Source organism: Micromonospora sp. NPDC007208, assembly GCF_042869175.1.
Taxonomy (GTDB): domain Bacteria; phylum Actinomycetota; class Actinomycetes; order Mycobacteriales; family Micromonosporaceae; genus Micromonospora; species Micromonospora foliorum.
The window spans coordinates 172,679-188,651 of the sequence record NZ_JBIAFG010000010.1; the positions used below are offsets into that span (position 1 = coordinate 172,679).

28 protein-coding genes and 1 pseudogene are annotated in these 15,973 nt (G+C 70.1%); 28 read left to right on the plus strand and 1 reads right to left on the minus strand.

The features are described 5' to 3' along the window. Positions 1–46: 46 nt before the first annotated feature. The 23 genes and pseudogenes from ACFYL6_RS20695 (at position 47) to ACFYL6_RS20805 (ending at position 10,886) form a co-directional block, all read left to right on the plus strand. Positions 47–739 (plus strand): hypothetical protein, encoded by a 693-nt coding sequence (locus ACFYL6_RS20695; protein WP_387173308.1) that lies wholly within the window; start codon positions 47–49, stop codon positions 737–739. Continuing rightward, on the plus strand, positions 736–981 hold the full coding sequence (locus ACFYL6_RS20700; protein ID WP_387173310.1) for a hypothetical protein: 246 nt from the start codon (positions 736–738) through the stop codon (positions 979–981). The genes ACFYL6_RS20695 and ACFYL6_RS20700 overlap by 4 nt, the downstream gene beginning before the upstream one ends. Beyond that, positions 978–1,169: a hypothetical protein gene (locus ACFYL6_RS20705; protein WP_387173312.1), complete on the plus strand. Its 192-nt coding sequence runs from the start codon at positions 978–980 to the stop codon at positions 1,167–1,169. The genes ACFYL6_RS20700 and ACFYL6_RS20705 overlap by 4 nt, the downstream gene beginning before the upstream one ends. Then, positions 1,166–1,408, plus strand: a complete 243-nt coding sequence (locus ACFYL6_RS20710) for a hypothetical protein (RefSeq protein WP_387173314.1) — start codon at positions 1,166–1,168, stop codon at positions 1,406–1,408. The genes ACFYL6_RS20705 and ACFYL6_RS20710 overlap by 4 nt, the downstream gene beginning before the upstream one ends. After that, entirely contained in the window at positions 1,405–2,070 is a 666-nt protein-coding gene (locus ACFYL6_RS20715) for a hypothetical protein (RefSeq protein ID WP_387173316.1), read from the plus strand. The genes ACFYL6_RS20710 and ACFYL6_RS20715 overlap by 4 nt, the downstream gene beginning before the upstream one ends. Further along, complete coding sequence (locus tag ACFYL6_RS20720) at positions 2,070–2,315, plus strand: hypothetical protein (RefSeq protein WP_387173317.1); 246 nt, start codon at positions 2,070–2,072, stop codon at positions 2,313–2,315. Before ACFYL6_RS20715 ends, ACFYL6_RS20720 begins: the two co-directional genes overlap by 1 nt. Further along, positions 2,312–2,695, plus strand: a complete 384-nt coding sequence (locus ACFYL6_RS20725) for a DUF4326 domain-containing protein (protein ID WP_387173319.1) — start codon at positions 2,312–2,314, stop codon at positions 2,693–2,695. Before ACFYL6_RS20720 ends, ACFYL6_RS20725 begins: the two co-directional genes overlap by 4 nt. Continuing rightward, entirely contained in the window at positions 2,692–2,838 is a 147-nt protein-coding gene (locus tag ACFYL6_RS20730; RefSeq protein WP_387173322.1) for a hypothetical protein, read from the plus strand. The genes ACFYL6_RS20725 and ACFYL6_RS20730 overlap by 4 nt, the downstream gene beginning before the upstream one ends. Continuing rightward, a complete protein-coding gene (locus ACFYL6_RS20735; protein WP_387173324.1) occupies positions 2,835–3,632 on the plus strand; it encodes a hypothetical protein in 798 nt (265 codons plus the stop codon). Before ACFYL6_RS20730 ends, ACFYL6_RS20735 begins: the two co-directional genes overlap by 4 nt. Continuing rightward, complete coding sequence (locus ACFYL6_RS20740; protein WP_387173326.1) at positions 3,629–3,970, plus strand: hypothetical protein; 342 nt, start codon at positions 3,629–3,631, stop codon at positions 3,968–3,970. The genes ACFYL6_RS20735 and ACFYL6_RS20740 overlap by 4 nt, the downstream gene beginning before the upstream one ends. After that, positions 3,970–4,218, plus strand: a complete 249-nt coding sequence (locus ACFYL6_RS20745; RefSeq protein WP_387173328.1) for a WhiB family transcriptional regulator — start codon at positions 3,970–3,972, stop codon at positions 4,216–4,218. The genes ACFYL6_RS20740 and ACFYL6_RS20745 overlap by 1 nt, the downstream gene beginning before the upstream one ends. Continuing rightward, positions 4,215–4,358 (plus strand): hypothetical protein, encoded by a 144-nt coding sequence (locus ACFYL6_RS20750; RefSeq protein WP_387173330.1) that lies wholly within the window; start codon positions 4,215–4,217, stop codon positions 4,356–4,358. Before ACFYL6_RS20745 ends, ACFYL6_RS20750 begins: the two co-directional genes overlap by 4 nt. Next, the gene (locus tag ACFYL6_RS20755) at positions 4,355–4,678 is read left to right on the plus strand and encodes a hypothetical protein (protein ID WP_387173332.1); all 324 of its coding nucleotides are present in this window, start codon (positions 4,355–4,357) and stop codon (positions 4,676–4,678) included. The genes ACFYL6_RS20750 and ACFYL6_RS20755 overlap by 4 nt, the downstream gene beginning before the upstream one ends. Next, complete coding sequence (locus ACFYL6_RS20760) at positions 4,675–4,818, plus strand: hypothetical protein (RefSeq protein ID WP_387173334.1); 144 nt, start codon at positions 4,675–4,677, stop codon at positions 4,816–4,818. Before ACFYL6_RS20755 ends, ACFYL6_RS20760 begins: the two co-directional genes overlap by 4 nt. Then, positions 4,815–5,714: an ATP-binding protein gene (locus ACFYL6_RS20765; protein WP_387173336.1), complete on the plus strand. Its 900-nt coding sequence runs from the start codon at positions 4,815–4,817 to the stop codon at positions 5,712–5,714. Before ACFYL6_RS20760 ends, ACFYL6_RS20765 begins: the two co-directional genes overlap by 4 nt. Beyond that, positions 5,714–6,016: a hypothetical protein gene (locus tag ACFYL6_RS20770; protein WP_387173484.1), complete on the plus strand. Its 303-nt coding sequence runs from the start codon at positions 5,714–5,716 to the stop codon at positions 6,014–6,016. Before ACFYL6_RS20765 ends, ACFYL6_RS20770 begins: the two co-directional genes overlap by 1 nt. Further along, positions 6,013–6,393 (plus strand): annotated as a pseudogene (locus ACFYL6_RS20775) (single-stranded DNA-binding protein); the annotation flags it as partial. The gene ACFYL6_RS20770 and the pseudogene ACFYL6_RS20775, both read left to right, overlap by 4 nt. A gap of 140 nt (positions 6,394–6,533) precedes the next feature. After that, the gene (dnaB, locus tag ACFYL6_RS20780) at positions 6,534–7,880 is read left to right on the plus strand and encodes a replicative DNA helicase (protein ID WP_387173338.1); all 1,347 of its coding nucleotides are present in this window, start codon (positions 6,534–6,536) and stop codon (positions 7,878–7,880) included. Between the two features lie 28 nt (positions 7,881–7,908). Then, positions 7,909–8,721, plus strand: coding sequence for a hypothetical protein (locus ACFYL6_RS20785; protein ID WP_387173341.1), 813 nt, complete (start codon positions 7,909–7,911; stop codon positions 8,719–8,721). Further along, positions 8,718–9,071 (plus strand): hypothetical protein, encoded by a 354-nt coding sequence (locus tag ACFYL6_RS20790; protein ID WP_387173343.1) that lies wholly within the window; start codon positions 8,718–8,720, stop codon positions 9,069–9,071. Before ACFYL6_RS20785 ends, ACFYL6_RS20790 begins: the two co-directional genes overlap by 4 nt. 10 nt (positions 9,072–9,081) lie before the next feature. Then, positions 9,082–9,561: a hypothetical protein gene (locus ACFYL6_RS20795; RefSeq protein ID WP_387173345.1), complete on the plus strand. Its 480-nt coding sequence runs from the start codon at positions 9,082–9,084 to the stop codon at positions 9,559–9,561. Next, positions 9,558–10,355 carry a hypothetical protein gene (locus ACFYL6_RS20800; RefSeq protein ID WP_387173347.1) on the plus strand — a complete coding sequence of 266 codons (798 nt, stop codon included), beginning with the start codon at positions 9,558–9,560 and terminating at the stop codon, positions 10,353–10,355. The genes ACFYL6_RS20795 and ACFYL6_RS20800 overlap by 4 nt, the downstream gene beginning before the upstream one ends. A gap of 51 nt (positions 10,356–10,406) precedes the next feature. After that, complete coding sequence (locus ACFYL6_RS20805) at positions 10,407–10,886, plus strand: endonuclease VII domain-containing protein (protein ID WP_387173349.1); 480 nt, start codon at positions 10,407–10,409, stop codon at positions 10,884–10,886. A 54-nt stretch (positions 10,887–10,940) separates the two neighbouring features. On the opposite strand, the gene ACFYL6_RS20810 is transcribed toward ACFYL6_RS20805, so the two are convergent. After that, positions 10,941–11,648 (minus strand): recombinase family protein, encoded by a 708-nt coding sequence (locus ACFYL6_RS20810; protein ID WP_387173351.1) that lies wholly within the window; start codon positions 11,646–11,648, stop codon positions 10,941–10,943. A gap of 138 nt (positions 11,649–11,786) precedes the next feature. Here ACFYL6_RS20810 and ACFYL6_RS20815 point away from each other — a divergent pair, with 138 nt between their 5' ends. The 5 genes from ACFYL6_RS20815 to ACFYL6_RS20835 all read left to right on the plus strand — a co-directional run bounded on the left by ACFYL6_RS20815 (position 11,787) and on the right by ACFYL6_RS20835 (position 15,941). Next, on the plus strand, positions 11,787–12,239 hold the full coding sequence (locus tag ACFYL6_RS20815) for an endonuclease domain-containing protein (protein WP_387173354.1): 453 nt from the start codon (positions 11,787–11,789) through the stop codon (positions 12,237–12,239). Between the two features lie 64 nt (positions 12,240–12,303). Next, complete coding sequence (locus ACFYL6_RS20820; protein ID WP_387173356.1) at positions 12,304–12,585, plus strand: hypothetical protein; 282 nt, start codon at positions 12,304–12,306, stop codon at positions 12,583–12,585. A gap of 102 nt (positions 12,586–12,687) precedes the next feature. After that, positions 12,688–13,314 carry a hypothetical protein gene (locus tag ACFYL6_RS20825; RefSeq protein WP_387173358.1) on the plus strand — a complete coding sequence of 209 codons (627 nt, stop codon included), beginning with the start codon at positions 12,688–12,690 and terminating at the stop codon, positions 13,312–13,314. Between the two features lie 532 nt (positions 13,315–13,846). Then, a complete protein-coding gene (locus ACFYL6_RS20830; protein ID WP_387173360.1) occupies positions 13,847–14,389 on the plus strand; it encodes a hypothetical protein in 543 nt (180 codons plus the stop codon). Further along, positions 14,325–15,941, plus strand: a complete 1,617-nt coding sequence (locus ACFYL6_RS20835; RefSeq protein ID WP_387173362.1) for a hypothetical protein — start codon at positions 14,325–14,327, stop codon at positions 15,939–15,941. Before ACFYL6_RS20830 ends, ACFYL6_RS20835 begins: the two co-directional genes overlap by 65 nt. Positions 15,942–15,973: the final 32 nt, after the last annotated feature.

Genomic DNA, 15,973 nt, shown 5'->3' on the forward strand with positions numbered 1-15,973 from the left:
AACCGCCAAGTCCGCAGGGGCGCCGCCAACCGAAGGGACAGAGTACGTGACCAACCACAGCAGCACCCCCGTTGACCTCAGCTACGCCGGGGTCGACCGCATCCTCGCCGCGCTGGCCGCCGCCGGTATCGAGGTCCACTACAACGAGACCGACGGCGACACCACCATCGACGTCTGGCTGACCGACGTCGAGGCCACGACCGGCCCGGCGGTCATCCTGTCGTGGCGCGGCACCACCGGTGAGGGGTGGACCCTCCGTGAGTGGGCCGACAGCGACACCACCGGCCAGCCCGCCCGCAAGTGGCCAATCGCGGACGGCTCGCTCGCCGACGTGGCCCGCGACGTCGCAGCGATCCTCAGTAACGACGAGTCGGCCAAGGTCATCACCGACCCGGCGTTCCCCGGCTTCGCTCCCGGTGAGCACCGCGGGCTGCTCGCCAACGTCCGCACATGGGCCCGCACCAACGGCTGGGCCAGCCACCGCGACACCGGCTGGCAGAACCCCGATCGCACGATCCAGGTCGACTGGGACGAGCACGGCCTGTCCATCGGCCGCCGCATCAGCGCCGACCGCATGTGGCCGACCCCGCGCCTCTACCCGGCGTCCAGCGTCCGTCAGGCCGTCGACTTCCTTGTCGCCCTCTACATCCTCCCGATGAAGTTCTCCTCGGCGTACGAGTCCGGCGTGAAGGCTGGCCGGCTGTTCGCCGACACCGACCGCATCGCGGGCACCCGATGAGCGCCGTGGTCCGCGCCTGCGGGTTCGACAACTTCCGCGCCGCCCTGGCCGACGCCACCGACGAGCAGGTCACCGCCACCCAGGCGTACTGGGAGGGCCTGACCGGGTTCATCGCCGCCACCCACCGGGACCTGATCGATCACGAGATCGAGTACCGGCAGGCCGTGAAGCGGTTCATCGCGGCCGGCCCGGATCTGGTCGCCGCGATCTCCCTGCCCGCCCGATGGGAGGCACAGAAGTGAGCAACGATCCGTTCGCCGGTGTCCTTCGCCCGGATCGCCGCCCGAAGCGACTCACCACCCGCGCCCGGCACGCCATCGACGCCATCGCCAACGTGCTGGAGAGCGACGAGATCGACGCGTCGGACCGGGTCGCGCTTGAAGACGCCCGGGCTGCGCTGGACAAGTACACCGACGAGGTGACTCGATGAGCCCCCGGGTCGCTGACCTCGGCGACGTCATCGCCTACTTCCAGCCCGGCCCGACGAGCCCACCGCCCACCGGCCCCGGCACGGGCAGCGGCAGCCGCCCCGGACCCCAAGTCACCGAGAAGGCGTGCTGCCAGGCCGTGCTCGTCGGTGAGCGGTGCGACTGCCGGGCCATGCGCCGGCAGCTCCGGGCCGCGAACCGGCAGCCGATCTTCTTCGACTTCCGGAGGGCCGCCGCGTGATCACCACCGCCCTAGCCAACCCGTACTGGGATGCCGTCCGCGACCACGTCGCCCCTGCCGGTTCCCTCTGGGGCACGCCGACCGTTGGCAGCCTCGCCGCCTACCGCAAGCCCGGCGGAGACCTCGACGTCAACCAGTGGATGCGCGACGCACCGAAGCGCACCGACTACGTCAAGCAGTACGCCTGGACGATCACCGACCCCGAGACCGTCACGTTCGTCGCCGAGCACTCGCTCGACCGGCTGGTCGACCCGATGGCCGGCACCGGCTACTGGGCTTGGCTGCTCACGCAGGCCGGTGTGGACACCGCCGCTTACGACCTGAACCCGCCAGCGCCGGACAGCGAGGCCAACGACTGGCACCGCAACGTGGCTGCGCACCTGACGGTCGGAGAGGCGAACGCCAAGGACTCCGTCGCCTGGTCCGCCAGCCGGACGCTGCTGCTGTCCTGGCCGCCGTACGGCTTCGACGCCTGCCCGATCCTCGACGCCTACAAGGGCGGCCGGGTCATCTACATCGGCGAGGACTGGGGCGGCTGCTGCGGTGACGACGGGATGTTCGAGGCGTTCGAACGCGACTGGGTGAAGGTCGCCGAGCGGGTGCCGGTTCAGTGGGACGGCCTGCACGACGTGGTCCACGTCTACGACCGGGCAGGTGCGTGATGGACCTCCTCATCACCGTCGCCGCCCTCGCCCTCACCCACGTCGTCGCCTTCAAGGCCGGCGGGTGGTGGCTGCGCTGGCAGGGCTTACGCCACCAGATGCGCGCCGCCGCCGTCGCCATCAACACCCCCGCCTACCTGGGTCAGGTGCTCGCCGTCTACCGGCAGCGGATCCGGGCCCTGGTGCGCCTGCCGCGCCTGCCCCGACTGCACCTGCCCCGCTTCCACGCCCGGAGGTCCGCGTGAACACCCCGCAGCGCGTCCAGCGCAAGCGCACCGCCGGATGGCGGATGCCGCCCCACACGAAGTACGTCGGACGGCCCGGCAAGTACAGCAACCCGTTCTTCGTCGGCCAGGTCGGCGACATGCGGGGGTGGACCGGCTGGTACGTCGGCGAGATCGGCAACGACTCCGCCGACCACGGCCACTACCAACTCCAGTCGCAGGCCCTCGCCCGCGCCGTCGAGCTGTACCGGCTGCACACCGGGCCGATGGGCAACTGCGAACTCGACGTCGAGGAAGTCCGCCGCGATCTTGCCGGATGGAACCTCGCCTGCTGGTGCGGACCTGACCAGCCCTGCCACGTCGACGTGCTGCTGGAAATCGCCAACGGGACCGCGCAGTGACCCGCCTGCGGATGGCCCTCGACGCCATCGCCGCCGTCATCACCGCCCCCTTCACCCGCCCCGCCGACACCTGCCGCGACTACGAGGCGCTGGCCAAGGCCATCTGCGCCCGGGCCGCCCGCACGAACGGAGACAAGCCGTGACCGACATTGACATTGACGCCAACCAGCGCGCCGTCGACGCCTTCAACGCCAGCCACCTGCCCGGCGCCTGGGTCCGCTACTGGACCGGCACTCGCGAGGACCCCGCCAAGTACGGGCAGACCCGCAGCGGGGCCGAGCTGCTCGGCGGCCACACCCCCGGCGTATGGGTGACCACCCACAGCGCGTGCATCGCCCTGACTCACGTGGATGTGATCCCCGGCCAGCCGGACAACATCGAGGACGACAGCCGCGACCTGCCCGAGCCGAGACCCGCCGCCGAGCGCGTCGGCCAGTACATCGCCGCGAACGGTGACGGCATCTACGACGTGCTCGACGGGCACCCGCTGTACGCCCGCGACATCGAGGCGCTACGCCGGGCGGGCGAGAAGGTCGCTGAGCTGACCGCCGCGCTGGCCGCCAACGAGGGCAGCGAAGACGCCCGCCTCGTCATCGCCGAGCGCAAGGTCGAGCAGTTGCGCGCGGAGCTGGCCGAGGTGCGCGAGCACCTGAACCTCGACCGGCAGGCCGTCGCCACGCTGCGGCAGCGGGAGCAGGAGGCCCTGGCCGCGCTCACCGAGTCCCGCGCCAACGCCGCCAAGTACGCCGCCGAGGTCGGCCGGCTCGTCGCCGAGAACGCCCGGCTGCGGCAGCAGCGCGACGAACTGAAGCCGATCGTCGAGGCCGCCAAGCGGTGGCGCAGCACCGTCGCCGAGACCGGGGACTACGAGAACTTCAACGCCGACGAGCTGACCACCGCCGTGGACGCCCTGCCGAAGGCCGGGGTGGCGTCGTGAGCTACGACCTCCGCGACGGCACCGTCCACGCCTGGGCCACCGCCCCCCACCGCATCACCACCCTCCAATACCTCCGCGCCAGCATCGCCCAAACGCTCGGCCTCGAACCCGACCACCACGGCGCAGACCCCGACTGGGCGCAGCAACTGCGCGACATGCGCACCGCTGACGACCACGCCGTCATCCAACGCGCCCGAGGCCGCGCCACCGTCCCCCAACCCCGCGTCGCCCTCGCCGCCGTCCCGTACCGGCTGGTCGACGTGCCGCACCTCGGGGAGCTGCCCATCGGGCCGCTGGAACCCGCCCACATCCACAACCAGCTGATCGGAGCGAAGTGATGCTCACCGCAGCCGACCTGCTCGGCAGCCAGCCCGAGTGGCAGGAGCGCGCCGTCTGCTCGGAGACCGACCCGGAGGCTTTCTACCCGGAGAAGGGCGGCAGCACCCGCGAGGCCAAGCGGATCTGCTCCCGCTGCGAGGTCAAGACCGAGTGCCTGGAGTACGCACTCGGCCGCGACGAGCGGTTCGGGATCTGGGGTGGCCTCTCCGAGCGGGAGCGCCGCGCCCTGAAGCGGAGGGCGGCATGAGCGCCCTGCCGCTCGGCTGCGCCACCTGCGGCGTCCTTCGCCGCCGGCACGACGCCGACGACCACCGCTATCAGGTGCCGGAGATGACCACCGTGCTGGCCCGCGCCGCCGCACTCAAGAACGGGAGCAAGGCCGCATGAGCATCGAACAGTTCACCCTCTTCGGGCCGCCCGTGCCCGTCGAGGTCGCCCCGCCGCGCAAGGTCGACGGCGTCCAGTGGGCCAGCTACAGCCCCGTCAAGCGCGTCCCGTGCCACCACTGCCAGCTCGTCACCCACGAGAAGCGCGGCTCGGCACCCGTGGACATCCGCAGCGCCAAGCGGCGGCGGACCACCAACGACGGCGAGCTGCTGCTCTGCAAGGACCACGCCGATCGCCAGTACGCCGAGGACGAGGCGGCGGGCCTGGTCGGCAAGGACAAGAAGACCGCCACGAAGCGCAAGCAGAGGCCGGCGTCGTGAACGAGTGCGTCACCTGCGACCTGCCCGAGGACCAGTGGCCCGCCTTCGACCCGCTGTTCGCCAGCGGTGCCAGCCAGTGCCCGCACTGCAAGCGGCTCGACCTCAACGAGCGGGCCACCCGCCAGAACACCGAGAAGTGAGAGACACCGTGAACTTCACCTTCGCGCCCGCCACCAAAGCTCAGGCCAAGGCCCGGCTCGCGTTCGCCGGCCCGTCCGGCAGCGGCAAGACCTACACCAGCCTCGTCACCGCCACCGCCCTCGGCGGACGCATCGCCGTCATCGACACCGAACGCGGTAGCGCCGCCAAGTACGCCGACCTGTTCACCTTCGACACCCTCGCCATGCACACCTACGACCCCCGCGACCTCGTCAAGGCCCTCGCCGCAGCCGGTGGCGCCGGCTACGACGTCGTCATCGTCGACAGCCTGTCGCACTTCTGGATGGGCACCGGCGGCATGTTGGAGCAGGTCGACCAGGCCGCCAAGCGCTCCGGCGGTGGCAACGGCTTCGCTGGGTGGAAAGAGGCCCGTCCGATGGAGCGGGCCATGGTCGACGCGCTGCTGGCCTACCCCGGTCACGTCATCGTCACCATGCGCACGAAGACCGAGTACGTGGTCGAGGAGAACGACCGCGGCAAGAAGGTCCCCCGCAAGATCGGCACCAAGCCGGAGCAGCGCGACGGCATCGAGTACGAGTTCGACATCGTCGGTGACCTCGACCTGGAGAACACGCTCATCGTCTCCAAGTCCCGCTGCAAGGGACTCGCCAAGGCGGTCATCCGGGAGCCCGACCGGGACTTCGGCGGCACCATCCTCGCCTGGCTGTCCGACGGCTCGGATCCCGGCATGACCGTCTCCGAGGTGCGCCGCAAGGCCCTCGACGAGGCCACCACGTTCGAGGAACTGGGCCAGCTGTACAAGGCCGAGGAACAGATCGGCCGGCTCGGCGCCGCCGTCGAGGACGAGGACGGCAACTCCACCACCCTCGGCGCGCTGCTGGCGCGCCTGGGAAACGCCCGCAAGGCCGCGGCGTGATGCGCCCCGTCGGCGAGCAGCGGTCCGACCAGCGCTGCCCTAGGTGCAGCAAGGCGCTGACCGTCGACCTCGCCGACGGGGCCACCAACACCACCCAGCACCACTGCTTGCACTGCGGCTACCAGGAGATGGTCCGGGCCCCCAGGTCCGAGCGGATCACCCGCAGTGAGGTCCGCCGCCTCATCCGCACTTCCCGCCGGCTGCTGCTCGGCCCGTCCTGCTACGGCCGCCGGCACCGCCACTGCACCGCCACCAACTGCGAATGCCCCTGCCACACCAACAGCCAGAAAGGCCAGTCATGAGCGGCGACACCACCATCACGGTCATCGGCAATTTGACCGACGACCCCGAGTTGCGCTTCACCCCCTCGGGGGCCGCGGTCGCGAAGTTCCGTCTCGCCTCCACCCCGCGATTCCTCGACAAGGCGTCGGGTGAGTGGAAGGACGGCGAGCCGCTGTTCCTCTCCTGCAACGTGTGGCGCCAGGCCGCCGAGCACGTCGCCGAGAGCCTCCAGCGCGGGGCCCGCGTGATCGTCCAGGGCCGGCTGCGGCAGCGCTCGTACGAGACGAACGAGGGCGAGAAGCGAACGGTCATCGAGCTGGAGGTCGACGAGATCGGCCCGAGCCTCCGCTACGCCACCGCGAAGGTCGACAAGGCCAACAAGGGCAGTGGTGGCGGGCAGGCCAGCCGCGACACCGCGCCCGAAGAAGCGCCCTGGTGACCCAGCACCACCCAGCCCCGCCCGGACCGGCCGGCACCGCGCATCGAGCGCGCGACGGGGCGCCAACCACACGACCACCACAACCCAGGGGGGACCTGATGACGATCACCGCCGAAGACCAAGACCTGCGCCGCACCCCGCCTCAGGACACCGCCGCCGAGCGCATCGTCCTCGGCGCCATGATGCTCTCCCGCGACGCCATCGCCGACGTCATCGAGCTCGTCGACATCGACGACTACTACCGGCCCGCCCACGGCGCCATCCACCGCGCCGTCACCGACCTGTACGTCAAGGGCGAACCCACCGACGCCGCCGCGGTCGCCAACAAACTGCTCACCACCGGCGACCTCCAGCGCGTCGGCGGAGCCCCCTACCTGTTCGAGTGCATCGACTCCGTGCCCATCGCCGCGAGCGCCGGCTGGTACGCCAAGCGCATCCGCAACGACGCCGGCCGTCGCCGGCTCGCCGAGGTCGGCACCAAGATGGTCGGGCTCGCCCTCAACCCGGGCATCGAGTACACCGAGGCCGTCGACCAGGCCGGGCAGAGCTTCTACGACGCGACCACCCGGCACGACTCCGGGGAACTGACTCCGCTGTCCGCGCTCATCGGCCCCACCCTGGAGGCCATCTCCGCCGCCGCGGCGAACCCGGACTCCGTCATCGGCCTGCCCACCGGGCTGGTCGACCTCGACCGGCTCACCGGCGGCCTGCGCCCCGGGCAGCTTGTCGTCGTCGCCGGGCGCCCTGGGATGGGCAAGAGCGTCTTCGGCGTCGACATCGCCCGCAACATCTCCATCCGCGCCGGCAAGCCCGTTGCGTTCTTCGCCCTGGAGATGGGGGAGGACGAGCTCATCCAACGGATCCTGTCCGCCGAGACGCTGATCCCGCTGCACGCGCTGCGCGACGCCAAGCACCTCAGCACGCTCGACTGGCAGCGCCTCGTCGAGGCGGAGCAGGAGCTAGCCGCCGCGCCGCTGCACATCGATCCGACGCCCTCGGTGAACATGACCGAGATCCGCGCCCGCGCCCGCCGGCTCGCCCAGCGTAAGGGCCTGTCGCTGATCGTCGTCGACTACCTCCAGCTCATGACGCCGGCCCGCAAGTCGGAGAGCCGGCAGCAGGAAGTCGCCGAGATCAGCCGCGGCATGAAGTTGCTCGCCAAGGAGCTCCAGGTGCCGGTGATCGCCGTCGCCCAGCTCAACCGGGGCCCGGAGCAGCGCACCGACAAGCGGCCGATGCTGTCGGACCTTCGCGAGTCAGGCGCGCTGGAGCAGGACGCCGACCTCGTGATCTTCGTGCACCGCGACGACTACTACGACAAGGAGTCGGCCCGGGCGGGCGAGGTGGACCTGATCGTCGCGAAGAACCGGTCCGGCCCCCAGGACACCATCACGGCCGCCGCGCAGCTGCACGTGTCGCGGTTCGTCGACATGTGCGTCCTCTGAGCTGCCCCACCACTGACAGGAGTCGCTCGTGAGCTGGGAAGCCATCCGCTGGGTGCTGGAGGACGCACCGGACCTCCCGTCGCATCTGGTGAGCCCGCTTGTGGCGCTGGCCGAGACGGCGGCGCCGGACGGGACGGGGGCGTTCCTGGGTCAGCCGGAGATCGCGTGGCGCACGCGGAAGAACAACCGCAACGCGCGCCGGGACGTCGACGCGCTGGAGAAGCTCGGGCTGATCCGTGAGGGCGACCAGAGCCTCGCCAGGTACATCCGCAGCGACCGTCGGCCGACGGTTTACGACCTCGCGATGGAGCGTAGCCGTGGACCTCGCCCGGACGACGGGGGGTCGCACACGACCCCCCGTGAAGCCGACAACGAGGGGGCGCAGGCGACCCCCCGTACGGGTGACGACGGGTCGCACACGACCTCTCGTGAATCGGCACGGGGGGTCGTAGACGTCCCCTCGCAGAACGGTCCAAACGGACACGGGGGGTCGCACACGACCTCTCGTGAGGGCCACGGGGGGTCGCACACGACCCCCGAACTGAAGAAGAAGAGGACTTCCTCTTCCTCCCCGCCCCCCGTCACGCGAATCGCAGACGCACTCGGCATCAGCGAGACAGACGCCCGGACCATCTGGGACCGCTTCGTCGCCGACCCGAAAGTCAACGCACCCAGCCGCTACGTCGACAGCCTCATCGCCTCCGGTGACATCGCCAAGCACCGACCGGTCGCCAAGACCGCCGCGCCTGCCACCGGCCACCCGTACGAGGACAGCGGACGCGGCTACTGCGCCCGATGCCACATGCCCGAGACGCACGCACGCCACGGAGGCACGAAGTGACCGGACCCCTCAACCCGCGCATCGCCCGCCGCCTCGCAGCCGACCGCGGTGAGCTCGTCCCCACCACCGAAGACAACCTCCGCATCGCCGCCGAGAACAAGGCACACGACGCACAGTCCATCGCTGCCGCACCTGACCCGGTGCTCACTGACTGGCGCGACGTCGCCGCCTCCGTCGACGAACCGACGTGGCAGCGGATCCTCGCCGACCTGGCGCCGGCTTCCCGCGCCGAGTGCGAGCGGATCCGCCCGCCGGAGTCCCGCCCGGACGTGGCAGCGAGCCGCCGGGACGCCCTGCGCCGACTCGGCCGCGCCAACACCACCAACCCGCTCGTCCGCCCCAAGCCCTGAGGAGCCCGCCATGACCAATCCCAACAAGACGAAGGGCAGCGGAGCCGAGCGCGCCGTCATCGAACACCTCCGCGCCACCGGTTGGCCCCACGCCGAACGACGCCTTGCCGGTGCCTCGAAGGACCGCGGTGACATCGCTGGTGTGCCCGGTGTGGTCATCGAGGTCAAGAACTGCACCCGCACCGAACTCGCCGCCTGGCTCGCCGAGGCCGAGCAGGAGCGGATCAACGACCACGCCGACCTCGCCGCCGTCTGGCACAAGCGCCGCGGCAAGAGCGCCGCTGCCGACTGGTTCGTGACCATGGACGGCGCCACGTTCACCCGACTGCTCGCCGCTGCTGGCTACGGCTCAGGCAGGGATCAGCCGGTGATCGTTCCGCACAGCGCCTGGGTGGACGACGACGAGCCCGCGCCGCTGGTGGCGCCGTACCAGGGCGGACGGCACACCGGCACCCACACCATCGACCTGCTTGGACAGGAGGCGTCGTGACCAGGCGAGTCGTTCAGACGTCCGGCGGCACCGGCAGCTGGGCCACCGGCCGCTGGGTTGCCGATACGTACGGCACCGACGACCTAGTGCTGCTCTTTGCCGACACCCTCGCCGAAGACCCCGACCTCTACCGGTTCCTCGACGAAGCCGCCGCCGACATCGGCGTGCCCGTCACCCGCGTCTGCGACGGCCGCACCCCCGAGCAGGTCGACGTCGACCGGCGGTGGCTGTCCAACTCCCGCGTCGCCCAATGCTCGCTGGAGCTGAAGGTGAAGCCCTGCCGTCAGTGGCTGGAGGCGAACTGCGACCCGGCTGACACCGTGCTGTACGTCGGCATCGACTGGACCGAGCAGCACCGCACCGCCGGCATCGTCAAGGGCTGGGCGCCGTGGCAGGTCGAGTTCCCACTGACGGAGCCCCCGTGGATCGACAAGCGGCAGATCGAGGAAGACCTCCGCAGCCGTGGAATCGAGATGCCCCGCCTCAACCGGCTCGGCTTCCCCCACAACAACTGCGGCGGTGCCTGCATCCGAGGCGGCCAAGCCCAGTGGGTCCAGCTGCTGCGCACCTTCCCCGAGCGGTACGCCGCCAAGGAAGCCCACGAACAGCGGATGCGCGACCTGCTGGGCGCTGACGTGTCGATCCTCAAGGACCGCACCGGCGGGCAGACAAAGACCCTGCCGCTGACCGTCCTGCGCCGACGGGTGGAAAGCCAACCCACTCAGGGCGACCTGTTCGACGAGTTCGACTGGGGCGGCTGCGGCTGCCTCACCGACTTCGGCCAAGCCGCATGAGTAGCCCGCAGAAGCAGCGACCTGTTGGCACGAAACGATCAAGGAGGGGACGTGGGCACCACTGGACGGAAGTGCGGCGAGTGCTGGCAGGTTCGCGAGCCGGACTCGTTTCTCAGTGACGCGCTGCGGGCGCGGTGCATGGTCTGCCGGCTCGACGAGTCCAGCCGGAACGACCCGGCCGCCGTTCGCGCCAAGAACCTGTGGACGAAGTACCGGATCACGCTGGCCGACTACCAGGCGATGGCGGCTGAGCAGGACCACTGCTGCGCCATCTGCCGGAAGCACCAGGACGATCTGCCGGAGCGGCGGGCCGGGCGGCCTCGCGCAGACGGCGCGCCGCCGGCCGACAACTTCAGGCTCGCCGTCGATCACTGCCACGCAACAGGTCGGGTTCGCGGGCTGCTGTGCGTCCCGTGCAACGCCGCGCTCGGCATCTTCAAGGACTCGCCGGAGGTGCTGCGGACGGCGATCGAGTACCTCCAGCGCGAGCCGACCTTCCAACCGTCGGTCCAACCACTGTTCGCCGCGTGACCCCTGCTCCGTGATAACTCCAGCAAATTTCCACGAACCAGAAGGACTCTGATGTCAGCTCAGCCCAGCTCGCCGGGCCACCGACCGGACCGCCATCGCGGACCAGCGGTCGGCCCGGCGTGGCTTCAGGCCAGCGGCGTCCAGTGCGGCGGCGATCTCGCGGAACGACTCCTTGGCCTTCCGTCGGCGCACGATCTCGTCTCGGGCCGCCTGCTCGGCCGGGTTGGGTGCGGCGTCTCGCTCGCGTCCCTTGCCCTCGCCGTGGAAGCCGAAGGCGTACGAGCCGGTGGACTTGCGGCCGGCGCGCTGCTTGGCCAGTCGGCCGTGACGCATCCGCATGACGGCCTGGGTCTTCTCGTACTGGGCGACCGCGCCGAGCACCTGACGGATCAGGGTGCGGGCCGCGTCGTCGTCCTGGTCCTGAAGCACCTCGCCACCGGTCGCGGTGAACGCCCGGCCACCGCGCTGCCAGATCACACCGAAGGCGGCTTCCTGGACCATGAGCTTGCGGGCGTAGCGGTCCATGTCGGCGGCGATGATCCCGTCGGCCTTCAGCGGGGCCATGAGTTCGATGGCCTCGGCCAGCCCCGGCCGCTCGACGGCCTCGACGGTCCCGGAGACGCCTTCGTCTCGGCACCACTTCACGATCCGACCGTAGTTCGCCTTCGCCCATCGGCGGATGGCGGCTTCCTGGCGGTCGAGTCCCCAGGCTTCGACTTGGCCGGCGGAGGACACCCGCAGGTACCCGATGAGCTTCAGCACAACAGCCTCCAAGCCTCTGACCTGCAATGTAAACGAACCGCCAGATTAGTTTACAATGGAGCTATGGGCGACGGTGCATCTGACCTGGGCAAATGCGGACGCACCACCAAGCGGAACAGGCCGTGCACGTTGCCGCCGGTGTCCTCAGCGCCATCCTGCTTCAACCACCTCACCCTGGATGAGCGCGAGCGGCACGCCGCCGAGCGCGCCGCACCCTCGCCCTTTGACCTCATCCCAGCCGACCCGGCAGAGCCGGCCTGCTGGTCGTGGCCAGTCGCCGTGGTGGCCGACCTAGCCGAGGCAGCCTGCGCCGGGCTGAGCGATCAGGCCCGCGCCATGGTGCTCTCCGACGGCGGCGCGCTACTCGCCATGGATGAGTGGCACCAAGGCCGATGCGCGATCTGCGGCCGGCGCGCGGTGCTGGTACTCGACCACGACCACGCCACCAACCTCGTGCGCGGTCACCTGTGCAAGTCCTGCAACGTCCGTGAGGCCCACACCGGGGGCGTCTTCGAGCTGTACCGGCAGCGCCCGCCCGCCGCGATCCTCGGCGTCCGCGAGCAGTACCTATCGCCGCTCGACGGCCTGTAGCCCGTCACCTGACCGACGACACCACCGCGCCGCGCTGAGCGGCACCAACGAGGAGGACAGCGACATGATCGTCACCGTCACACCAACCATCGGAGATGGCACCGTCGTCCGCTGGTACTACGACGCCGACGCACTGGCGGATCTGCACGGCATCGAGCCGATGGTCAGCGCCTCTCGCAACGGCGTCCGCGTCGGCACGTACCTCCACTGCGTGCCCGACGAGATCATGACCACCGCGCAGGACGCGTACGAGCAGCTGCGACGCGACAGCGACGCCGACCTCAAGCACCTCGCCACACACACGCGGGCCGGCCTGTTCGCACCGCTGGTGCCGGTGACCCCGTAAACGACGGTGGGCCTCCACGCCCGCGAAGTTGTGGAGGCCCACCCCGGACACCCCGTAGGACGCCCGCGCTGAACACCGGCCAGCCTACAAGGGGGGACCACCGTGGACCGCGACGCCACCATCACCACCATCACCGGCCTCGCCGAGCAACTGTGCGACGCCGGACAACACGTTGAGCGCGTCCGCTACTGGGACAAGAACCGCAACGAGAAGCACCGAGAGTGGCGCACCGTGCAACCCGGACTGCTCACCCAACTCCACCAGGCCGCTGTAGCGCCCGCAGAGGGCCGAACAGAGCCCGGCCCTAGGTCGGTACCGGGTAGCCGCCCACCGCTCGCCCTGGAAGCTCTCAGCACCCACGCGGCGATCTGCACGCACGTCCACCACTGGTGCTGGTCCCTCAACCTCGCCGCCCGCGACACCGTCGAAGCCAACATCCGCGCGTTGGTCGGTGCCGCACCCAACCTCGACGACGACGACCTCACCGCCCTCACCGTCGAACTCCGCACCTGGCACCGCTGGGCATCCGTCGCCACCGGGTGGACCGCGCCCCTGTTCGCACCCCACGTCCCCTGCCCCGCATGCCAGGTGGTCGGCCAGCTGCGGGTCAACCTGTCAGCGCAGGCTGCCCACTGCCGGGCCTGCCAAGCCACCTGGGCATCCGACGACGGATCGCTGTACAAGCTCGGCGAGTACATCCAGGCCCACACCCAGCGCGTCGCAGCTTGACGTGTAGCCCCACTACCTACGAAGATATGAGCAACCAGAAGTGTCTTCGAAGCCCCACCAGTGCCCCCGCACGGTGGGGCTTCGTCGTGCACCAGGGCAGCGGGCAGCCTGGCTGCGGCGGACGGGCTGCCCGCACCGCCCGGAGGTAGCCATGCCACGCAGCAAGCACCGCGTAGGCCGCCCCTACCGCAGAGCCAGGGCCCAGATGTTCGCCCTCTACGGCACCACCTGCCACCTGTGCGGCCACGCTGGTGCACGCACCGCTGACCACCTCACGCCTGTCGCACACGACAGCACCCAGCCCATCGATCCACACGCCATGCGCCCTGCTCATGGCAGTGGCAACCCCTGCCCTACCTGTCGACGCCACTGCAACCAAGAGCGTGGAACCAAGCCGCTGACCTCGATGTTCAGGCCCGCCCTGCACTGGTGAGGGGTAGGGGCGGTCCAAATCGCTAGAAACGGACATCCGGGAGACCCCACGCCTTCCCGCTCCCGTTTCTCCCCCCGCGCTGGACCTTGGAGGCAACTTGTGGGCCTCTCGAACGCCGAGCGGCAGCGCCGATACCGCGAACGGCGCCGCGCTGAGCAGCAAAAGCCGGGTGGGGGCGTTACGCGGCCCGTCACGGCACCAGTTACGGGTAACGCCGTAACGCTGGAGCTGGGCGAGCGGGGGCGGCGCCTCTGGCAGCAGTACATCGACGACGGCGCGGCACTCAAGCCGGCCGAGCGGGTGCTGCTCGAAGAGGCGTGCCGCACCGCGGACCGTCTGGACACCCTCGATCGGATCCTGCGGGGCGACGAGGACGCGTGGATGCGGTTCCGGTCGCTTAACGACGACGGGTCGATCGTGTCGGTGGTCGTCAACAACGTGCTGGCCGAGGCGAGGCAGCAGCAGGTGGCGCTGAAGGCGCTGCTGGCCGAGCTGCGCACCTCTCGGGCGGGCACGCCCGCCAAGCCCGCCTTGGGCGGGAAGCCAGCGGGGCCGGGATCGACGTCGGGAGGCGAGGGTGTCGCTGGCGTTGCAGACCTCGCCGCTCGGATTGCCGAGCGGAGCGCTCAAGCCGCGAGTTGAAACTCACCCCGACTACGCCTTCAGCTACGGCCCGGAGACCGCAGAGTTGATGGCCCGCGCCGGGCGGCCATTGGACGGCTGGCAGCAGGACGCAGTCACGCTGATGGTGTCCGTCCGCGATGACGGCAAGTGGGCGTGCTTCGAGTACTGCGAGTGGGTGTGCCGGCAGCAGGGCAAGGGCGCGATCCTGGAGGCCCGCGCCCTTGCGGGGTTCTTGCTGATCGGCGAAGAGCTGATCATGTGGTCGGCGCACGAGTACAAAACGGCCATGGAGGCGTTCCGCCGGGTCAAGGCGATCATTCGGGCGCTCGGCACCCAGCTCGACACGGCAGGGAATCTGTTCGATGTTGACGGCATCCTGATCAAGGTCAACAACACGAACGGGGAAGAGGCGTTCGAGCGGCTCGACACCGGCGCTCGCATCAAGTTCATCGCCCGGTCGAAGGGCTCCGGGCGCGGCTTCTCCGGTGACGTGAACATCATCGACGAAGCGTTCGCGTACACCGCAGAGCAGCACAGCGCCCTGCTCTACACCGTCAGCGCGCGACCGAACCCGCAATTCATCTACACCTCATCGCCACCCCTGACCGGCGACACCGGCGACATCATGTTCGCCCTGCGGCATCGAGGCGATCCGACCGCACCACGGAGTGCCGACGACGGCCCCTGGGAGCAGGACCCTTCGCTGGGCTATCGCGATTGGGGTTTGGTTGGAGACCTCGACGCCCTGGACGGCATTGACCTCGACGACATGGCGCTGGCGGCGGCGTCGAACCCGGCTCTCGGTGCTCGCCGCTCCAACGGTTCGGGGCTGACACACGAGACTGTCGCCCGCGAGCGCCGAGCGACGCTGGCCGACCCCGCTGGGTACGCCCGCGAGCGCTTGGGTATCTGGCCCCGCCGCGTCACGGGCCGCTCTGGAGTTATCCCCGATGACGTGTGGCGCGACCAGCGTGACCCGAACTACGTCGACTCGACCGCTGTCGTTCGGCCCCGCGACGTCGTGTTCGTCTTGCAGGTCAACGCCAGCCGCACGTATACGACGATCGCTGCGGTGGGTCGCCGGGGAGACGGCACCTTGCTGGCGTCGATCGTCGACCACCGACCCGGAACGCGCTGGGCGGCGAATCGGATCGGTGCGCTGAAGCGACAGCATGACCCGCTGTTCATCGTCGCTCAAGACAAGGGGCCAACAGGCACGCTGCTGCCGGAGTTGGCCGACCTCGGGGTAACGGAGGCAGGCGACCGCGAGCGCCCCCGCCGCGGCGACCTAGTGGTTCCGTGGGCATCGGACGTGGCCAACGCGTATGGGCTGTTCATCGACGCGGTTGTCGATCAGCGGAATCTGTTCCACCTCGACGAGGCGCCATTGAATCTGGCCATCGCAGCCACCGGCACCCGCGCACTGTCTGGCGGAACGGCGTGGGAGTACACCGACCCGGCGGCGGCGCCGTTGCTGGCGGTGACCCTTGGCGTTTGGGCGGTGCTGACGGTGAAGCTGCCGCCACCCAAGCGGTCGGCGTACGAGTCCGAAGAGCTGATGGTCGTGTGACCAGGGAGGAGGCGGCCGTGCTGACTGTTCGT

What these genes read in the sequence shown, in the direction of transcription:
- ACFYL6_RS20700 (WP_387173310.1), top strand. Translation starts at nt 736, where the DNA reads ATGAGCGCCGTGGTCCGCGCCTGCGGGTTCGACAACTTCCGCGCCGCC.
- ACFYL6_RS20710 (WP_387173314.1), top strand. Translation starts at nt 1,166, where the DNA reads ATGAGCCCCCGGGTCGCTGACCTCGGCGACGTCATCGCCTACTTCCAG.
- ACFYL6_RS20720 (WP_387173317.1), top strand. Translation starts at nt 2,070, where the DNA reads ATGGACCTCCTCATCACCGTCGCCGCCCTCGCCCTCACCCACGTCGTC.
- ACFYL6_RS20745 (WP_387173328.1), top strand. Translation starts at nt 3,970, where the DNA reads ATGCTCACCGCAGCCGACCTGCTCGGCAGCCAGCCCGAGTGGCAGGAG.
- ACFYL6_RS20750 (WP_387173330.1), top strand. Translation starts at nt 4,215, where the DNA reads ATGAGCGCCCTGCCGCTCGGCTGCGCCACCTGCGGCGTCCTTCGCCGC.
- ACFYL6_RS20755 (WP_387173332.1), top strand. Translation starts at nt 4,355, where the DNA reads ATGAGCATCGAACAGTTCACCCTCTTCGGGCCGCCCGTGCCCGTCGAG.
- ACFYL6_RS20770 (WP_387173484.1), top strand. Translation starts at nt 5,714, where the DNA reads ATGCGCCCCGTCGGCGAGCAGCGGTCCGACCAGCGCTGCCCTAGGTGC.
- dnaB (WP_387173338.1), top strand. Translation starts at nt 6,534, where the DNA reads ATGACGATCACCGCCGAAGACCAAGACCTGCGCCGCACCCCGCCTCAG.
- ACFYL6_RS20795 (WP_387173345.1), top strand. Translation starts at nt 9,082, where the DNA reads ATGACCAATCCCAACAAGACGAAGGGCAGCGGAGCCGAGCGCGCCGTC.
- ACFYL6_RS20820 (WP_387173356.1), top strand. Translation starts at nt 12,304, where the DNA reads ATGATCGTCACCGTCACACCAACCATCGGAGATGGCACCGTCGTCCGC.